Origin of the sequence: Bartonella sp. AP20NXHL (assembly GCF_042196165.1) — a bacterium.
GTDB lineage: Bacteria > Pseudomonadota > Alphaproteobacteria > Rhizobiales > Rhizobiaceae > Bartonella.
This window is the reverse complement of the sequence record NZ_JBHIPV010000003.1, coordinates 92,226-111,585: the sequence shown is the minus strand read 5'-3', so window position 1 is coordinate 111,585 and position 19,360 is coordinate 92,226. Positions and strand designations below refer to the sequence as shown.

The 19,360-nt window shown below is 37.9% G+C and carries 12 protein-coding genes; 5 read left to right on the top strand and 7 right to left on the bottom strand.

Features of this window, described 5'->3' with window-relative positions:
* Position 1: 1 nt before the first annotated feature.
* The gene (locus ACFILL_RS02845; protein ID WP_273791190.1) at positions 2-2,182 is read right to left on the bottom strand and encodes an RNA degradosome polyphosphate kinase; all 2,181 of its coding nucleotides are present in this window, start codon (positions 2,180-2,182) and stop codon (positions 2-4) included.
* Positions 2,183-2,508: 326 nt separating this feature from the next.
* Between ACFILL_RS02845 and ACFILL_RS02840 the strand changes: the two genes are divergently transcribed.
* Both ACFILL_RS02840 and ACFILL_RS02835 read left to right on the top strand, forming a co-directional pair.
* Positions 2,509-2,757, top strand: coding sequence for a zinc-finger domain-containing protein (locus tag ACFILL_RS02840; RefSeq protein ID WP_273791191.1), 249 nt, complete (start codon positions 2,509-2,511; stop codon positions 2,755-2,757).
* 52 nt (positions 2,758-2,809) lie between these two features.
* The gene (locus tag ACFILL_RS02835; protein ID WP_375643193.1) at positions 2,810-4,057 is read left to right on the top strand and encodes an FAD-binding protein; all 1,248 of its coding nucleotides are present in this window, start codon (positions 2,810-2,812) and stop codon (positions 4,055-4,057) included.
* Positions 4,058-4,250: 193 nt separating this feature from the next.
* Here the strand turns inward: ACFILL_RS02835 and dnaE are convergent, their stop codons facing one another.
* Positions 4,251-7,718 carry a DNA polymerase III subunit alpha gene (gene dnaE, locus ACFILL_RS02830; protein WP_375637490.1) on the bottom strand — a complete coding sequence of 1,156 codons (3,468 nt, stop codon included), beginning with the start codon at positions 7,716-7,718 and terminating at the stop codon, positions 4,251-4,253.
* 376 nt (positions 7,719-8,094) lie between these two features.
* Between dnaE and recG the strand changes: the two genes are divergently transcribed.
* On the top strand, positions 8,095-10,203 hold the full coding sequence (recG, locus tag ACFILL_RS02825; RefSeq protein WP_375643194.1) for an ATP-dependent DNA helicase RecG: 2,109 nt from the start codon (positions 8,095-8,097) through the stop codon (positions 10,201-10,203).
* A gap of 391 nt (positions 10,204-10,594) precedes the next feature.
* On the opposite strand, the gene glmS is transcribed toward recG, so the two are convergent.
* From glmS to ACFILL_RS02800, 5 genes are all read right to left on the bottom strand, one after another.
* A complete protein-coding gene (gene glmS / locus ACFILL_RS02820; protein ID WP_375643195.1) occupies positions 10,595-12,418 on the bottom strand; it encodes a glutamine--fructose-6-phosphate transaminase (isomerizing) in 1,824 nt (607 codons plus the stop codon).
* A 173-nt stretch (positions 12,419-12,591) separates the two neighbouring features.
* Positions 12,592-13,941: a bifunctional UDP-N-acetylglucosamine diphosphorylase/glucosamine-1-phosphate N-acetyltransferase GlmU gene (gene glmU, locus ACFILL_RS02815; protein ID WP_375643197.1), complete on the bottom strand. Its 1,350-nt coding sequence runs from the start codon at positions 13,939-13,941 to the stop codon at positions 12,592-12,594.
* A gap of 14 nt (positions 13,942-13,955) precedes the next feature.
* Positions 13,956-14,744 carry a cytochrome c biogenesis CcdA family protein gene (locus tag ACFILL_RS02810; protein WP_375643228.1) on the bottom strand — a complete coding sequence of 263 codons (789 nt, stop codon included), beginning with the start codon at positions 14,742-14,744 and terminating at the stop codon, positions 13,956-13,958.
* A 43-nt stretch (positions 14,745-14,787) separates the two neighbouring features.
* Entirely contained in the window at positions 14,788-15,777 is a 990-nt protein-coding gene (locus ACFILL_RS02805; RefSeq protein WP_375631277.1) for a carboxypeptidase regulatory-like domain-containing protein, read from the bottom strand.
* Positions 15,778-15,816: 39 nt separating this feature from the next.
* Positions 15,817-16,140 (bottom strand): iron-sulfur cluster assembly accessory protein, encoded by a 324-nt coding sequence (locus tag ACFILL_RS02800; protein ID WP_273791197.1) that lies wholly within the window; start codon positions 16,138-16,140, stop codon positions 15,817-15,819.
* Positions 16,141-16,248: 108 nt separating this feature from the next.
* On the opposite strand from ACFILL_RS02800, the gene ACFILL_RS02795 reads away from it, so the two are divergent.
* The gene (locus ACFILL_RS02795) at positions 16,249-17,451 is read left to right on the top strand and encodes a deoxyguanosinetriphosphate triphosphohydrolase (protein WP_273791198.1); all 1,203 of its coding nucleotides are present in this window, start codon (positions 16,249-16,251) and stop codon (positions 17,449-17,451) included.
* 30 nt (positions 17,452-17,481) lie between these two features.
* Entirely contained in the window at positions 17,482-19,239 is a 1,758-nt protein-coding gene (gene argS, locus ACFILL_RS02790; RefSeq protein WP_375637463.1) for an arginine--tRNA ligase, read from the top strand.
* Positions 19,240-19,360: the final 121 nt, after the last annotated feature.

The window sequence follows — 19,360 nt, the reverse complement described above, 5'->3', positions numbered from 1 at the left end:
TTCAGTCTTTATGTATTTCGGCTTGTTGCCGATGCAACGCAACCAAGCGCGAAACAGAAGACTCAAAAGACTCATTTTCCCCCGCAAAACTTGTATTGGCCATAAAATACTCCTGCGCATTAAATAGACTTTCACCTATCTGCGGTGTAATACGTTTTGATGTTCCATCCTTAAGTATATCAAAGCTTTGTTGATTATCAATGATATTAGCTAACATAATCTGTAAAAGAATTTTTTGACGGACTATTTTATTAAAAACTGGAACCAATATTTCAATACGATAGTCCAGATTACGAGGCATCATATCAGCAGAGCCTAAGTAAACGATTGCATTTTCATTAGGCAAATCTTGACCATTCCCAAAACAAAAAATGCGACTATGTTCAAGAAAACGCCCGACAATTGATTTTACACGAATATTATCCGAAATTCCTAGAATACCAGGACGTAAACAACATATCCCCCGCACAACCAAATCAATTTGCACCCCTGCTTGACTAGCACGATATAAAGCATCAATAATTTCAGGATCTACCAATGCATTAACTTTCATCCAAATAGCAGCAAACCTTCCCTGTTGTGCGTAAACAATTTCTTCCTCAATATGCTCTAAGATACGACCACGCAATGTTAAGGGTGAAAAAGCAATCTTCATTGTTTCATTTGGACGCTCATATTGCGCAATATAATTGAACAATAACGCAACATCATGAGCGATATCATCATCTGTGGAAAAAAAAGAAAGATCGGTATAAGTTTTAGCGTTAATGGGATGATAATTTCCTGTCCCAAGATGAACATAAGAGCAAAGACGTTTTCCCTCACGTCTCACAACCAATGACATCTTAGCATGCGTTTTTAATGCAATAAAACCAAAAATAACTTGAACCCCAGCACATTCAAGATCTCGGGCCCAACGAATATTTGCTTCCTCATCAAAACGTGCTTTAAGTTCTACCAAAGCAGTCACAGACTTTCCCTGTTCAGCTGCTTCAATCAAAGCGCCAACAATTGGACTATCATTTGATGTACGATAAAGTGTTTGTTTGATTTCCACAACATCAGGATCGCAAGCAGCTTGACGTAAAAATTGGACAACAACATCAAATGTCTCATAGGGGTGATGAATCACAATATCATTTTCACGAATAGCCGCAAAACAATCCCCTTTATGTTTACGAATACATTCTGGAACACGAGAAATATAAGGAATAAATTTGAGATCATCACGAGGAATAGAAACAATTTCTGATACCGTATTAAGCGCTAAAAATCCATCAAGAACATTAATACAATTATCAGGAACAGCGAGACTATTCGCTATAAATTGACGTAAACTCTCTGGCATTTTTGCGTCAAACTCAACTCGAATAACCTGCCCACGGCGCCGCCTTTTAAGAGCAATTTCAAAAAAGTGAACAAGATCCTCAGCTTCTTCTTCTACTTCAATATCGCTATCTCGGATTACTCTAAATGTACCAATTCCTTTAACCTCATAGTTAGGAAATACATGTTTAATAAAAAGGCAAATAACATCTTCAGATGCAATAAAACGAAAATGATTGCCTTCTTGAGGAAGAAGAATAAAACGCCTTAAAAGCATTGAAATAGACAACAACACTGTGTGTGAGTTCTGATCAGTTTCTCCAGACAATTGAAGCGCAATAGAAAGCCCTAAATTAGGAATAAATGGAAAAGGATGAGTAGAATCAACAGGCAAAGGTTTTAAAACAGGAAAAATTGTCTCAAGAAAATATTTTTCAAGCCATAATTTTTCAATTTCTGAAAGATCATCAGAACAAATAATTTCAATATCATTCTTTTTTAATTCATCACGTAAAACATTCAATTCTCGTAGTTGGTGAGCCTGCAGCTTTAAAATCTCAGCTAATACAATATCAAGTTGTTCCTGTGGAGTGTGCCCATCTGCACTGCACGCTGTAACGCGAGCACGAATTTGAGCTGCTAGTCCTGCAACACGAACCATAAAAAACTCATCAAGATTTGCAGCTGAAATAGAAAGAAATTGTAGACGTTCTAATAAAGGATGTTTCGAATTAGCCGCTTCCATCAAAACACGATTATTAAATTGTAGCCATGAAAACTCTCGATTAATAAACCGTACCGGATTTTTCATTGTTATATTCGATATAGAAATTTTATTTACCACCCTCTGTTCCATATATCCTAAATAATTTTCTTTTATATTTTCTAAAATCCTTGACGAAATATCTCACATAACATTTGATAATATGTTATCATCATAATAATATATCAATGCTTAACTTCCCTCATCATTTTTCCATTTAATATTTAAAAATACTTGGAATTATTGCTATGCGCAAAGCACTAAAAGCTAAGACAACTATTCTAATATAGCATAAAAGAAGAGAAATTTGTCTTAAAAAGCATCTTGCATTATTATACGCTTTATTACAAACTCACGCCTATAAAATAGAAGAGCCCAATCATAGCTGATGAGAAAATTTATTCTGGAGTTTGTATGCCATGGCTGATCACAATATTCCTCATTTCCAAAATGACCTTGGATATAAAACAATCGAAATTGGTGTGAAAGAATTTATGTGTGTAGGCGCTACACAACCATTCGATCATCCTCATATCTTTATCGACATGGGAACAGCAGATGAGAAAATTTGCCCTTACTGCTCAACCCTTTATCGTTATGTTCCCTCGCTATCATACGATCAAACAAACCCAACAGGATGCTTATATAATCCAGAAAAGCTATTATAATTGCGTTTTTTGGCTTTCTTAATAACCCCTCTTTTCATTCTGCTTGTTTAATATGAAATCATTTGTGGAACAATCACCCATCATCGTTGGAGGAGGAATTGCTGGTTTAAGCACTGCTTTAGCACTCGCTCATAAAGGAATTGCAAGCACCATTATAGAAAAGTGTAAGCAACTTGAAACGATAGGCGCTGGTATTCAACTGACACCAAATGCAACATCTATTCTTGCTCGCTGGAAACTTCTTAACAAACTCTCTGAAGTCGCGACAATCCCATATTTTCTTGAGTTAAAAGATGGATTATCTTTAAAAATACATCTACGGGCTCATCTTATTAATCTAACAGAAAAATATTGGAAAGCCCCTTATATGACGATTCACCGCGCGGCTTTACAAAAAATTTTATATAATGCAGTGATTGAAAATCCTTTGATCAAATACAAAGCAGGCGAAACGATTGTATCTTCTACCCAATCTGCAACCAACATTAAAATCACGACAATAAAAACAGATACGGCAACAGAACAGCTTCATTCAACGCCCCTCCTGATCGGATGTGATGGCGTTTGGTCAACATTACGGCAACAATCTCCTTTTCATGAAAAAGCAAATTTTAGTGGCTTTATTGCTTGGCGTGCAACAACAACATTTGATAATCTTCCTCAAAACTTTCGTTCTTCATTGCAAAATATGAAGACAATTACGGCTTGGATGGGACCAAAAAATCATCTTGTTGTCTACCCCATTCAATCATCAGAAAAAATTTTTAATTTTGTCGCCATTACGCATGGAGAAAATTCAAAAGAAGGATGGGCCCATAAAGGAAATAAAGAAAAACTCAAATCTCTTTTTAAAGATTGGAATTCAAAAATCTTACAAATTTTCGATCATATTGATGAATGGAGTTATTGGCCACTCTTTCAAATGAAACAAAATCGTTTTATCGGTTTAGAGAGACAAGTATTTGTTGGCGATTGCGCACATGCTACCTTACCTTTTGCAGCACAGGGTGCCGCTATGGCAATCGAAGATGCTGCCACATTAGCAAAAGCACTTTCATTGAAAGATTTTTCATTAACGAAAGCACTTTCGCTTTACGAAACAACACGCACACCCCGTATTGCAGCAGTAAAAAAACGCGGAGATTTCAATAGATTAGCCTATCATGCAACCGGTCCCATAGCAATTGCACGCAATCTCATGATGAAAATTCGTACACCAGAGAGCATTATGTCAGATCTCAATTGGCTTTACATGTATGATGCGATGAATTCTATAAAAAATAATGATAAAAACTTATAAAATCCTTCCGACACTTTGAATATTACGAAAGAACGAGATTTTTTTTAATTTTATGACACTAAAAAAATATCATAATTTACTCAAATAAAAGCAATATTTTTCGAAACCTACAATCCGATTTTAAAAGCTCAATTTTTAGCTCTCCTAAAAGCAAAAACACCACTCAAAATCAGCTCCCATCTTTAATCTTTCTTTAACTCAATTCTACATCAACAACACCCTGAATTAATTTCATAGCATTTGCGACATGTGAATTTACCTTATATCGCTTAGGAAGCGCAATTTCGACTTCTCGCAATCCATCCTCTTGAATTAAAATAAGCCCCACCTCTCCATTCCCCCCAAGATTTAAGTTTTGTTCAATTTGTGGAAGCATATCAACTGTTTTTATAAAGAGACGCATCATTTTATGCTGTTGTAATGATTCATTTTCCAAAGACTGAATTGTTTCAATTCGCAAACTAACTCCTTCAGAACGATTTTCTGCGCTCACCGTAATAATAAAAGATTTTCCGGGTTCTAGCATCTCTTCATAATCCGAGAGTGCCTCAGAAAAGAGAACTGCTTCATATTGTCCACTTGTATCAGAAAAATGAATAATTCCCATTTTTTTACCAGATTTTGTTTTGCGCACGTTTTTTGCCACAACAGTTCCAGCAAGCCGTGCAGCCGTTGCTCCCCCTTTAACGGCATTGGCAAAATTACCCCAAGTCTGAATGCGTTTTTTGTTTAGAATAGCTTGATACTCCTCCAAAGGATGCGCAGAAAAGTAAAAACCTATAGCTTGAAATTCTCGATAAAGTTTCTCAGCCGGCAACCAAGGGGTTGTTTGCGATAAAATCAATGGTTCTTTTAATCCGCCTGCCATTCCAAATATATCAACCTGCCCGCTAGAATTGTCATCGAGAATACGAAGTGCACGCGCATGAAGGGTTCCAAGATTGGCTAATAAAACCTCACGTGCAATGTTAAAACAATCAAAAGCACCAGCACAAACTAAACTTTCCATCGCACGCTTATTAACAATACGAGGATCAACACGCGCACAAAAATCTTCCAAATCCTTAAAAATCTTATTCCCACGACAAGAAACAATATGATCTACAACAGTTTCTCCCACACCTTTAATGGCAGCAAGAGAATAATAAATACAGTTATCACCAACCTCAAAAACACGATGAGATGTTTGTATAGAAGGTGCAATAACTTCAATACCCAACCTTAATGCTTCACGCCGAAAATCATTGAGCTTATCTGTATTCGTCATATCATATGTCATTGAAGCAGCTAAAAACTCAACGGGATAGTTTGCTTTCATATAAGCCGTTTGGTAAGAAACAATTGCATAAGCAGCAGCATGCGATTTATTAAAACCATAATCGGCAAATTTTGCTAAAAGATCAAAGATAATATCAGCTTGATCTTTATCCACGCCACCTGCAACAGCTCCATTGACAAAACGCGTACGCTGTTTTTGCATTTCAGCATGAATTTTTTTCCCCATAGCACGACGTAATAAATCAGCTTCTCCAAGCGAATAACCAGCAAGAACCTGAGCAATCTGCATCACCTGTTCTTGATAAACAATCACACCTTGTGTTTCTTTGATCAGATGATCTATTTTAGGATGAATAGAAGCAATTTCCTCTTCCCCATGTTTGCGTGCATTATAGGTTGGAATATTCTCCATTGGACCTGGACGATAAAGTGCGACCAGCGCAATAATATCTTCAATACGGTCTGGCTTCATTCCAATCAACGCCTTGCGCATACCAGAACTTTCCACCTGAAACACACCAACCGTTTCACCACGTGCCATCATAGCGTAGGTTGCTTCATCATTCAGAGGAATATTTGATAAATCTATTTTAATCCCCTTTCTGGCAACAAAATCGACTGCCATTTTCAAAACAGTAAGCGTTTTTAATCCAAGAAAATCAAATTTTACCAGCCCCGCCTGTTCCACATATTTCATGTTAAATTGTGTAACAGGCATATCAGAACGAGGATCACGATACATCGGGACAAGCTCCCAAAGTGGACGATCTCCGATAACAATCCCAGCAGCATGAGTTGAAGCATGACGATAAAGTCCCTCCAACTGAAGTGCTATATCTAATGCGCGGCCAACAACGGGATCTTTTTTCTTTTCCTCTTCAAATTTAGGTTCATCCTTAATAGCATCAGCCAATTCTACCTGACTTCCTGGCGTGGCAGGAATTAATTTTGTAAGATAATCCACCTGACGATAAGGAACTTCTAAAACACGCCCCACATCACGCAAAACTGCACGCGCCTGTAACTTACCAAAGGTAATAATTTGAGCAACTTGATCACGTCCATATTTTTTTTGAACATATTGAATAACTTCTTCGCGCCGCTCTTGACAAAAGTCGATATCAAAATCTGGCATCGAAACACGATCTGGGTTGAGAAAACGTTCAAAGAGAAGAGAAAACCGTAAGGGATCAACATCAGTAATCGTCAATGCATAAGCAACAAGTGAACCAGCACCAGAACCCCGTCCTGGTCCAACGGGAATATCATGAACCTTTGCCCATTTTATGAAATCTGAAACGATAAGAAAATATCCAGAAAATTGCATACGCGTAATAACTGAAATTTCATAATCAAGCCGCTGTTCATAATCTGCAATCGTATACCCTTCAGCCAACCCTATTGTTTCAAGCCGCATCTTCAAACCAGCTTTAGCTTGATTTAACAACTCACTATCTTCTATTTCTAAAGTATTTTCTGAATTAGCAGATTGTTCTATAAAACGAGGCAATATCGGTTTTCGAAGAGGCGTGGCAATATGACAACGCAATGCAATTTCAACACTATTTTCCAAAGCTTCTGGAAGATCAGAAAACAGTGTAACCATTTCATCTTGTGACTTCAAATAATGATCTGGCGTCACACGTTTGCGATCTGGATTAGAGACGATTTGTCCTTCTGAAACAGCCATCAGCGCATCATGGGCTTCATATCCTTCTCTCTTCAGAAAAAAAGCTTCATTTGTTGCAACAAGAGGAATTTCATGCGCATAAGCCAATTCAATAAGATCAGCTTCTACTCTCTGATCATAAGAGCCATGCCGTTGTAACTCCACATAAAGACGATCAGCAAAAGATTTTTTCAAATAAATTAAGCGCTCAACAGCATGTTCTTTTTTCTCTTCTGCCAAAGAAAGATTAATAGGTCCTCCCTTTCCTCCCGTTAAAGCGATTATTCCTTCACTGTGTTCTGACAACCAATCAGCTTTAATATGAGGAGGATCAGTATCACATTTATCAAGATAAGCACGGCTAACAAGACGAACCAAATGAGCATAACCGGTTTTGCTAGCAGCCAAAAGAACAATAGAGCAGAAATCAGAAGAATTACGCCATTTAGCCAAACGTGAATGATCATTTTCATCACGAAAGTCAACAGTAAGCTGACAACCAATAATAGGTTGGACCCCATGAGAAAGACAATGCTGTGAAAATTCCAAAGCACCAAATAAATTATTGGTATCGGTAATAGCAACCGCTGGTGCATGATCTGAAATCGCCTGTTGAATAATTTGGGGGATTTTTAAAGCCCCCTCGAGCAAGGAATAAGCTGAATGCACTCTCAAATGAATAAAGCGAGGAAGAGAATTTTTGTTCTCTTGCATTTTATTTTTTACCACTCTCACAATTTCCCACTACAAAATCAATGCTAAACAGCACCCCTTATAAAAGAAAAAACTTCTGTTTATCATAACTTTAAAGCTATAAATTCATCATCATACATAGGAGAAATATCCCAATTTTATTAATATTTATAAGAGAGTTCTATCAAGAAAATGCTTCTATTCACAGCAAATAAACACCTAAAATAAAAAGAAAAACAATATATCTCATCTAAGCACTTTAATTTTTGACCCTTTAATTGTATTTTTCTTCCTAAAGTTCAATGTGTAAATAAAGCAACCTCCTCTTTATGACTTTATCCCCAAAAAGCTCTTCTAAAGGTCTAGAAAAAACAAAAAGGGCAGGTTAAGTTTGCTCATGCCTCCAAGTCTTCTTACCCCTCTTTTTAATTCTATTCGAACTCTTTCTGGTATTACACCTAAAGTCTATGGTTTATTGACCAAACTCTTAGATGTTAATCCTACACAACGAGAAGCAACCCTTATTGACCTTCTTCAATTAATGCCCCATTCCGTTATAGACCGCAGAATGCGTCCCAACATTGCTTGTGCAAAAGAAGGAGATACTGTTACGCTCGAAATTATCATCGATCAACATCAATCACCACCCCGTGGTCACAACCGAATTCCCTATCGAGTTATTGCCCATGATCACACAGGAAAAATAAATTTAGTCTTTTTTCATGCTCAACCTCTTTGGCTAAAAAAACAACTCCCCGAAGGAAAAAAAGTCATTATATCAGGAAAAGTTGAATGGTTTAATGGACAGCTTTCAATGGCGCATCCAGACTATATTGCCCCGAGCGAACAATCAAATCAGATACCTCTCATCGAACCTGTCTATCCCTCTACTGCAGGACTAACTGCAAAGACACTAAGACGCGCCATACAAAACGCTCTTGATTTTGTTCCACTCCTCCCAGAATGGATAGATGAAAATGTAAAAAAGCAGCAAAATTTTCCTTCTTTTTCTGTTGCTTTACGCCGTATCCATGCGCCCATTAACCCCGACGATCTATCCTTAGAAAGTACAGCACGCAAACGTCTTGCCTATGATGAATTGCTCGCTTGTCAATTGGCACTAGGACTCGTGCGTTTGAAAACTAAATCTCTTGTTGGCACTTCTCGACCATCAACAGGAATTTATACTAAAAAATTGCTCAATATCCTCCCCTTTCAACTCACAACCGGACAAAAAAAAGCAGTAGAAGATATCGCAAATGATCTTGCTTCACCAGAACCGATGCTAAGACTACTTCAAGGTGATGTAGGCGCAGGAAAAACTGTTGTTGCATTGATGGCAATGGCACAAATTGCTGAAAATTCAGGACAATCAGCTTTAATGGCACCAACCGAAGTGCTTGCCAGGCAACATTTTGCCACCATCGCTCCTCTTGCCGAAAAGGTCGGATTACAAACAACCCTTTTAACAGGACGAGAAAAAGGGAAGTTGAGGACAAATATCGTGAATGATATTCTGTCAGGTCAAGTTTCTATTGTCATCGGAACCCATGCTCTCATACAAAACAGCGTTACTTATAATAATCTCGCTTTAACCATTATCGATGAACAACACCGTTTTGGTGTCCATCAACGTATCGCTCTTACAGAAAAAGGCAATAAAGCTGATATGCTGGTTATGACCGCCACACCCATTCCGCGCACACTCGTCTTAACAGCTTTTGGTGATATGGATGTCTCTAAAATTACCGAAAAACCAATGGGACGACAACCCATTACAACAGCAACGCTTTCTTTGAAACGTCTTCATGAGCTTATAGAGAGAATCGCAATTGCATTAGAAAAAGGAGAAAAACTCTATTGGATTTGTCCTTTAGTAGAAGAATCGACAGCTCTTGATCTCACTTCAATTGAAAACCGCTTTGCATTTCTCCATGAGCGCTTTGGAGCACACGTTGGTATGATCCATGGAAAAATGTCTACAGCAGAAAAAGAAGCCGCTATGGCATCTTTTAAATGTGGAAATACACGTATTTTAGTTGCAACCACCGTCATTGAAGTGGGAGTAGATATTCCAGATGCTTCGATCATTATCATCGAACACGCGGAACATTTTGGCCTTTCACAATTGCACCAATTACGTGGACGTGTAGGACGAGGCGATAAAAAATCTTCCTGCATTTTGCTCTATAAAGATCCACTGACTAAAACAGCAGCAACACGCCTTAATATTATCCGCAATACAGAAGATGGTTTTGAAATTGCTGAAGAAGATTGGCGCCTACGAGGCGAAGGAGAACTTTTAGGTACAAAACAATCCGGAGTCCCTGAATTTCATATAGCAAACCTTGCAGTTCATAGCGATCTTTTGTCAATGGCAAGAAAAGATGCTCGTTTATTTTTACAACGCGATCCTCATCTTTCTTCTGAGCAAGGACAAGCTTTACGGTTGCTCCTTTATCTTTTCGGACACAACGATGCTGCACGCCTCTTACGAGCAGGATAACAAAAGACCCTCTAATAAAAAACTTAAATACCTCTCTGTTCAAATATGGTTTTCTCTCTTAGAATTACCCATAAATGATCTACGCAGTCTCTTAGCATCTTTATGCTTCATGAACGAATAACAAATCAACAGCACTATCTTCTCTCTCAATCTGAATCATTCTTGCATTGAAACAGTAGAAGCAATATTGCGTCTTTTTTACCATTATATTCACATAACTGATCTATTTTTTGACAGGTAAGAAAATATTTTTCGTTTTATCGTAAAGGATTTAGAAAGAAAAAACTTTTCTTCAGTATTCTCGTTCAACAGAGAAAAATGAAAAAATAAGTTTCATTATAAATCAATTTCTTACACTTGATTATTCTCCAAAAGATTCAGAAATATACTTTTATTCAACCGTGACTGATTTTGCTAAATTACGGGGTTGATCAACATCTGTTCCTAATAAAACAGCCGTATGATAAGCGATTAACTGAACAGGGAGTGCATAAATAATAGGAGAAATAAATTCTGGAACATCTGGCAAAGTGATCGTTGATAAAGTCTTAAGACAAGCTACTTCTGCTCCTTTTTTATCGGTTATTAAAATAATACGACCATTACGCGCTACCACTTCTTGCATATTAGAAAAAGTTTTTTCAAACCACCGATCATACGGTGCAACAACAATAACGGGTATTGTCTCATCCACCAGAGCAATTGGTCCATGCTTTAATTCACCTGCCGCATAACCTTCAGCATGAATATAAGAAAGCTCTTTCAGTTTAAGGGCTCCCTCCAAAGCAATCGGATAAGAAGTTCCACGTCCTAGATAAAGAACACTTTTTGCATTTACCAAATCACGACAAATACATTCAATTTTGCTCTCTAGTTTTAAGACCTCATTTAAAATACGTGGAACTTCTGCCAACTGTTGAACCAGTTTCTTTTCCATTTGAGCCGAAAGATAGCCACGTTGTTTAGCAGCACTAAGTGCTAGTGAAGCAAGCGTTGCCAATTGACAGGTAAAAGCTTTTGTTGAAGCAACACCTATTTCCGGTCCGGCAAGTGTTGGGAGAATAAAATCAGCCTCCCTTGCCATTGTTGATTGCTCTACATTCACAATTGTTGCTGTTTTTACACCCCGCTCACGACAATAACGCAAAGAAGCCAATGTATCAGCTGTCTCACCAGATTGAGAAACAAACAGCGATAACACATCAGACGTTATAGGAGGTTCACGATAACGAAACTCCGAAGCAACATCATTATCAACACTTAAAGCGGCAAATTTCTCAAACCAATAGCGCGCAACTAAGGTTGAATAATACGCCGTTCCACAACTCGCAAAAAGGAGACGATGAATATTTTTCCAATCAATCAAATTCTCAAGGGGTCGAACGACATAATTTCCAAGATCAAGATAATGCGCCAAATTATGAGAAATCACTTCAGGTTGTTCAAACATTTCCTTGTGCATAAAATGACGATGATTACCCTTAGAAATCAATAAAGCCCCTTCAAGTAATGTCGTCACAGGACGTTTTACCGGTTGGTTATTAGCATCATAAATTGTAACACCCTCCCGTGTGAGAACAGCCCAATCCCCATCTTCCATATAGCTAATATAATCAACGAATGGTGCCAAAGCAATCGCATCTGACCCCACAAAAAATTCATCTTTTCCATAACCAATTGCCAGAGGTGGACCAGAACAAGCCGCAATCATAAGGTTATCTTCACCTTCGAAAATAAGAGCAATAGCAAAAGCCCCCTGCAGCCTTTTCCAACTGGTGCGTATGGCTTCTTGCGGAGAAAGACCATCTTTTAATGCACGCGTTATTAAATGTGCAATAACTTCCGTATCCGTCTCTGTTTCAAAGATACAACCATCCTCTATGAGTTCCTTTTGCAGTTCTACAAAGTTTTCAATAATACCATTATGAACAATCGCAAGCTTTTCAGTCACATGGGGATGCGCATTGCGTTCAACAGCAATTCCATGCGTAGCCCAACGGGTATGACCAATCCCTAAATTTCCCTCCAGAGGTGTTTTTTTTAATTTTTCTTCTAAATGAACAAGCTTCCCCTCAGCACGTACACGATAAAGATGCCCATTATGGACCGTTGCCACCCCAGATGAATCATACCCTCTATATTCAAGACGTTTTAACCCCTCAACCAAAGAGGACGAAACACACCTCTTTCCAAGAATTCCAATAATTCCACACATTAAAAAGCTCCAACCCACATCTTAAGATTTAAATCTTATAAAACAATCCAACAGCCTTTATTTAAAACTATAAATAATAAAAATAATTCAAACATGGAGTACGGCAATCTTTAAGAATAAACCTCCCATCCATCATTAGATTAACACGAAACAAAAGAATAAGCTGAAAATAATCATTTTTTCTGTTTATTTTCTAACAAGCGCTCTCGAAATTTTGTCGCATAGCCCTCTTTTATAACCTGTCGTGCACGCCCAAAAGCCATACTGTTCATAGGAATATTTTCAGTAATAACACTTCCTGAAGCAACATAAGAGCCATCCCCTATTATCAATGGGGAAACAAGTGCCGTATTAGACCCAACAAAAGCATGATCACCAATCACGGTTTTATATTTGTTAAATCCATCATAATTGCAAGTAATTGTACCGGCTCCAATATTGGTATATGCACCAATTTCAGCATCACCAATATAACTTAAATGATTGATTTTAGAAGATTCTCCTACCTTAGCTTGTTTGACTTCACAAAAATTTCCAATCTTTACGGACTTCGCCAACTCTGTTCCAGGACGCAAACGTGCATAGGGACCAATCTGTGCATCTCTACCAACCACAGCACCTTCGAGATAACTAAATGCATGAATAACCGCACCAGATTGTACTTTTACGCTTAACCCAAAATAAACATTTGGTTCTATCACCACTCCTGGTTCAATTTCTGTATCATAAGAAAAATAGAGTGTTTCTGGCTTTAAGAGTGTAACACCCGATAACATTAAATCGCGCGCTTTACGTTTTTGCCACAAAGAATCAGCCTCAGAAAGCTCAAGACCATTGTTAATTCCTACAATATCTTCAAAAGGAACTTCAACAACACGCACATCTAATCCTTTGCGTGTTGCAAGAGAAGCAATATCTGTTAAGTAATATTCTTTTTTCACATTGTTATTACCAACTTTCTCTAAAAGAGAAAGTGCATGTTTTCCACGCATAGCGAGTATTCCACCGTTACAAAAAGAAATCTTTTTTTCTTCATCGCTAGCGTCTTTTTCTTCTAAAATTGCAATTAATTGACCATTTTTCTCGAGAAGACGCCCATAACCTGTTGGATTTTTGGTATGAAAACCTGCAAAAACAACATCTGCTCCATCAGCAAGCTGTGCACGCATTTGGTGCAATGAATCTTGCTGAATGAGAGGAGTATCCCCAAAAACAATGAGAACATCATCCACTTCCTTTTGCAAAGCTGAACGAGCAGACAAAACAGCATGAGCTGTTCCTAAACGCTCTTTTTGTTCAAAAATCATTACATCTTTTACAAATGACTGAACAACGTGCGTAACCTCCTTAGCACCAAATCCCACAACAACTGCTAATTGTGAAGAGCCTGCCAATTCTATTTGTTTTAGAACATGGCATATAAGAGGCAATCCAGCAATTTTATGAAGTACCTTAGGCAGAGACGATTTCATGCGCGTCCCCTCACCTGCGGCAAGAACAATAGAAAGACAACTTCTAACCATAAAAACACATAAGACTAACGAGAAAATCCAAAAAAATTCATAATATTGTGCCAACGAATATCTTCAATATAACTCAACGAAGGATAATGTTCTAAAAGCCAAAATGAAAGATCCTGCATAGAACCTGTTAAAAACAAAATCCCTGTAAGAATAAGAAAAACACCAATAATTTTTTCAACTTTTCCTAAATGAATACGAAAAGCTCCTAAAAATCGCATAAAACTGCTCGAAAATAAAGCTGCTAACATAAAAGGAATAGCAAGACCTAATGCATAAACCGCTAAGAGAACAGCTCCCTCTCCCACAGTTTCTTTTGTTCCAGCAAGCGTTATAATAGGACCTAAAATAGGGCCAATACACGGTGTCCAACCAAAAGCAAAAGCTAAACCGATAACATACGCGCCTAAAGGACCAGCAGGTGTTTTTTTGGTCTGAAAACGCGCTTCACGAAATAAAAAAGCGATTTTGAAAATCCCCAAAAAATTTAAACCAAAAATAATAATGACAATTCCAGCAGCAAGAGCAAACCAATCACGATAATAACCGATGAATTTCCCAATTGTGCTAGCACTGGCACCTAAAGCAACAAAAACAGTCGTAAACCCAAGAACAAAAGCAATAACAGAAGACAGTAAAGCCCACCGTATAAAGACTTTCTCATCAGGCTTTTCTGAACGAAAATCATCAATACCAACCCCTGCCATATAGCACAAATAAGGAGGAACTAATGGCAAAACGCATGGTGACAAAAAAGAGAGTGCCCCAGCAAAAAACACACCAACTGTTGAAATTTCAATCAAAATTCATACCCCGTCTTTCATCATAGCTTCCCCCCATGAACAACAATCAATCCACATCTTCATCAATTTGTTGCATATTTTGTTCATTCGCCACCACACTTATATCTTCATCATGACCAGAAACGACTGAAAAAACTTTCTGATAGATTTTATCTTTATTTTTAGCAATTGCAATATACTCTCCCTCCGCTAACACGAGTGAAACATACGCACCAACTGTTTCATAAACGATATCACCAGAATCATTGGCAAGAGACCAACTTGTATCTGCAAGCGCTTCCCCTCCTTCTTGCCGTACCAGTTTTAAGACAATCTGAGCGGCCTGATGTTCAAGAGTAACTTCTGTTATTTTACCAGCATCCACTTGAATATCCGAACGAGCCGTCGCATTAATGGAACCATAATGGGAAGCAACATGGTAGCGGCCAGCTTTTAAACGCACAACTGATTGGGGTTTAACATTTGATATAATCACTCCCGTATCATCATTTTCTTTTTCATCCTCATAAATGGTAAAACGGAGTTCCTTTTCATTCATTACGCCATTGAGCAGTGTTGCATTTAAAATGACACCACCAGCCTCAAGATTAAAGTTTTTTACAAGACTCTGCCCATTTTCTAAACGAATATGGCGCACAGCACTCATATGACCAAATGAGACATGAACAAGATAACTTCCTGGTTCGAGATCAAAACGTGCACTTCCCCCCTTATAGGTTGCCACTAATGGTAATTTATTATCAATCCCTAGAATAGGGGCATAAACCCGCCAGACAAGCCCTTTTTCAATATCCGGATGACTATTTGTTAATCGAGCATTCAAAATGAGTTGTGTTTGAGATGCTAAATTTTCGTTTTCCTGCTCTTGAGTCTTTACAATAAAACTCCTTGATTGTCCCTGCTGCTGATCTTGCCCTTCTCCTGCTTCAGAAAAAGCACAGTGGCTCCAAGTCAATAAAGCAAGCACCACGCACAACCATATACATCGGTGCACTATTTTTATAAGAATACCCATTTTTGCATTGTTGACCAACATGATCTTTTTTTCAAGAAACAATATCACACAGCCATCATTTTAAATTGAGAAACTTACACCACAACCACATGATGAAACAGCATTGGGATTGTGGATTTGAAAAGACTGCCCCATAAGATCATCAACAAAATCAATCTCAGCTCCTTCCATGAAAGGAAGTGATAGTAAATCAATAAACACAACTGCCCCGTCTTTTTTGAGAACGAGGTCATCTTCACACATTTCAGAAACCAAGTCATATTTATAAGAAAAACCAGAACACCCACCACCTTCAACAGAAATACGTAATGCTATTTTATCGGGTTCACGCAAAAGTATCTGTGCAATTTTTTTAGCAGCAACATCTGAAATTTTCACATTCATTTTATATATCCTTGCATTAAACCATCAAGAAAGAGTATCCCACACTCAAAGATCAGTTTATTTGTCATAAACCACTCTCGATTTTAAGATGATAATGGGCAGCTTGCAATGGATATAGGCAATATCAACTTCAATTACCAATCTCGAGCAGTGTACAGTGCTCATCCACAAACAAGCCGTGGTCGGTTATACCATGAAACGATGAGCACCACACGCTCACCTTTTCAACGAGATAGAGATCGTATTATCCATTCTAATGCATTTCGACGTCTTAAACATAAAACGCAAGTGTTTATTGCTGATGAAAGCGATCATTACCGTACTCGCCTAACCCATTCCATAGAGGTTTCTCAAATTGCAAGAACATTAGCCCGTGCCCTGTGTCTTGATGAAGACCTTGCCGAAGCCATTGCTCTTGTTCACGACTTTGGACACACACCCTTTGGCCATGCTGGAGAAGATGCTCTTAATGAAGCCATGGTACATTATGGCGGCTTTGATCATAATGCACAAGCATTACGCATTGTAACAAAACTAGAACAGCGCTATGCAAATTTTGATGGACTTAACCTTACATGGGAAACCCTCGAAGGACTTGTAAAGCACAATGGTCCCCTTTTAGGTCCCCACGCGAAGAATAAGGAGGTTCCTATCGATATTTTACAATACAATGCAAAGCAAGACCTTGCACTCGATTGTTTTGCAGGACTAGAAGCGCAATGTGCTGCTATTGCAGATGATATCGCATACAATGCGCATGATATTGATGATGGTCTACGTTCGCAATTTTTAACACTCGATCAATTTGAACATGTTTCACTAACAGCAGCAATATTAAAAGATATAACAGATGAGCATCCCCATCTCGACCAAACGCGTCGCGGTTACACACTTGTACGAAGACAAATAACAACCATGGTTGAAGATGTTATCAAACAGTCACAAAAAAATTTAGCACGCATCAAACCAACAAGCATAAACGATATTCACCAAGCAAAACAAACTATTGTCACCTTTTCACCAACAATGACCGTTTATGAAAAAGAACTAAAAAACTTTTTATTTAAAAATCTTTACTATCATGAACAAGTTCTTAGTCGTCGCAATGCAGCAAAATGCATTGTACAAAAATTATTCAATTGTTATTATGAAAATCCAAATACAATGCCTGAAAGTTGGCAGAGCAAAACAGTGCACTTAAAAAATCAAGAGTTAGCACGTTTGATTGCTGACTTTCTTTCAGGCATGACAGATCACTACGCTCTACGTGAATATCACCGTTTATTTGACCATACAGATAATTTCGTTTAATGGCTTTTGGCATCATCATGGAAGCTAAATATGAATATCTTTAAAAACTTCGAAAAAAAAATTAAGAGATCAATTGAATTATCTGATCTAAAAGGAAAAAATGGAGAAGATCTAGATTTATCAAAAATCACTGTTGATCCTCCACGTGATTCCTCCCATGGTCATTTATCAACCAATGCTGCTATGGTGCTTGCAAAATCTATTGGAATCAATCCACGTGCACTTGCAGATAAAATCATAGAACTTCTTAAAAATGATCCCTCTATCGAAAATATAGATGTTGCCGGTCCTGGTTTTATAAACATAAAGCTTACAAAATTATTTTGGCAAGATGCTATAAAATCCATGCTTGAATTAGGCACTTCTTATGGTCGTATTCCAATGGGACAAGGAAAACGCATCAATGTTGAATATGTCTCAGCAAATCCGACAGGACCAATGCATGTAGGACACTGCCGCGGAGCGGTTGTTGGGGATGTTCTCTCCAATTTGCTGCAATTTACGGGCTATAACATTACAAAAGAATATTATATCAATGATGCTGGTCAACAAATCGAAGTCCTCGCCCATTCTGTACTATTGCGCTATCGTGAGGCTCTTGGGCAAAAAATTAATGAAATTCCAGAAGGACTCTATCCTGGAGAATACTTGATACCATTGGGTCAATCGCTTGCTCAAGAGTTTGGTGACCAACTCCTCACGATGGATAAAGATGAAGCCTTATCTCTTGTGAAAGAACGTGCAATTCATGCAATGATGTCCATGATTCGCGAAGATTTGGCTGCTCTTAATATTTATCATGATATCTTTTTCTCTGAGCGAATGCTTTATGCTGATAATGCACGCGCCATTCGTAACACCATCAACGACCTCACTTTAAATGGTTATATCTACAAAGGAAAACTCCCCCCTCCCAAGGGACAAAATACAGAAGACTGGGAACCAAGCGAACAAACTTTGTTCCGTTCAACAAATGTCGGTGATGACCAAGACCGTGTTTTAGTCAAATCTGACGGTTCTTACACTTATTTTGCTGCTGATGTTGCTTATTTTCGGGATAAATTTAATCGTCATTTTGATGAAATGATTTATATTCTAGGCGCAGACCATGCTGGCTATGTAAAGCGGCTGGAGGCAATGGCAAAAGCAATTTCTGGGGATAAGGCTAAATTAAGTGTCTTCTTGTGTCAATTGGTAAAACTTTTTCGCAACGGTCATCCTGTACGCATGTCAAAAAGAGCAGGATCTTTTGTCACTCTACGGGATGTTGTCGAAGAGGTTGGGCGTGATCCTGTGCGTTTTATGATGCTATACCGTAAGTGTGAAGCACCTCTTGATTTTGATTTTGCAAAAGTAACAGAACAATCAAAAGATAACCCCATCTTTTACGTACAATATGCAAGTGCACGTTGTCACTCAGTCTTTCGTCAAGCACAAGAAGCGCTTCATATTAAAAGCTTTTCAAATGATACATTGATTGCCCATCTTCATCGATTAACAGATGACCATGAAATATTGTTAATACGCAAACTTTCTGAATATCCACGTATCATTGAACAGGCCGTAGTTCATAAGGAACCGCATCGATTAGCGTTTTATCTTTATGACCTTGCCTCCAATTTTCACACCCATTGGAATAAAGGGAGTGAAAATCTCAATTTACGCTTTATTCAACCTGATGATAAAGAGTTATCCTTTGCAAGATTAGGATTGATACAAGCTGTTATCAATATTTTATCATCAGGGCTTACCATCATAGGAGTCGAAGCACCCATAGAAATGCGTTGAAAAAGTTCTATAAATACATACAATAGGTACTCTATTGATAAACTTTTTCATGTATCATTGCATGAGAGGGGGAAAATTTATAATTTTAATATAACAAATCAAAATCAACCATTGATTGCAC

What these genes read in the sequence shown, in the direction of transcription:
- glmU (WP_375643197.1), bottom strand. Translation starts at nt 13,941, where the DNA reads ATGGTTAGAAGTTGTCTTTCTATTGTTCTTGCCGCAGGTGAGGGGACG.
- ACFILL_RS02840 (WP_273791191.1), top strand. Translation starts at nt 2,509, where the DNA reads ATGGCTGATCACAATATTCCTCATTTCCAAAATGACCTTGGATATAAA.
- ACFILL_RS02795 (WP_273791198.1), top strand. Translation starts at nt 16,249, where the DNA reads ATGGATATAGGCAATATCAACTTCAATTACCAATCTCGAGCAGTGTAC.
- argS (WP_375637463.1), top strand. Translation starts at nt 17,482, where the DNA reads ATGAATATCTTTAAAAACTTCGAAAAAAAAATTAAGAGATCAATTGAA.
- ACFILL_RS02845 (WP_273791190.1), bottom strand. Translation starts at nt 2,182, where the DNA reads ATGGAACAGAGGGTGGTAAATAAAATTTCTATATCGAATATAACAATG.
- glmS (WP_375643195.1), bottom strand. Translation starts at nt 12,418, where the DNA reads ATGTGTGGAATTATTGGAATTCTTGGAAAGAGGTGTGTTTCGTCCTCT.
- ACFILL_RS02805 (WP_375631277.1), bottom strand. Translation starts at nt 15,777, where the DNA reads ATGTTGGTCAACAATGCAAAAATGGGTATTCTTATAAAAATAGTGCAC.
- ACFILL_RS02800 (WP_273791197.1), bottom strand. Translation starts at nt 16,140, where the DNA reads ATGAATGTGAAAATTTCAGATGTTGCTGCTAAAAAAATTGCACAGATA.
- ACFILL_RS02835 (WP_375643193.1), top strand. Translation starts at nt 2,810, where the DNA reads ATGAAATCATTTGTGGAACAATCACCCATCATCGTTGGAGGAGGAATT.
- dnaE (WP_375637490.1), bottom strand. Translation starts at nt 7,718, where the DNA reads ATGCAAGAGAACAAAAATTCTCTTCCTCGCTTTATTCATTTGAGAGTG.
- recG (WP_375643194.1), top strand. Translation starts at nt 8,095, where the DNA reads ATGCCTCCAAGTCTTCTTACCCCTCTTTTTAATTCTATTCGAACTCTT.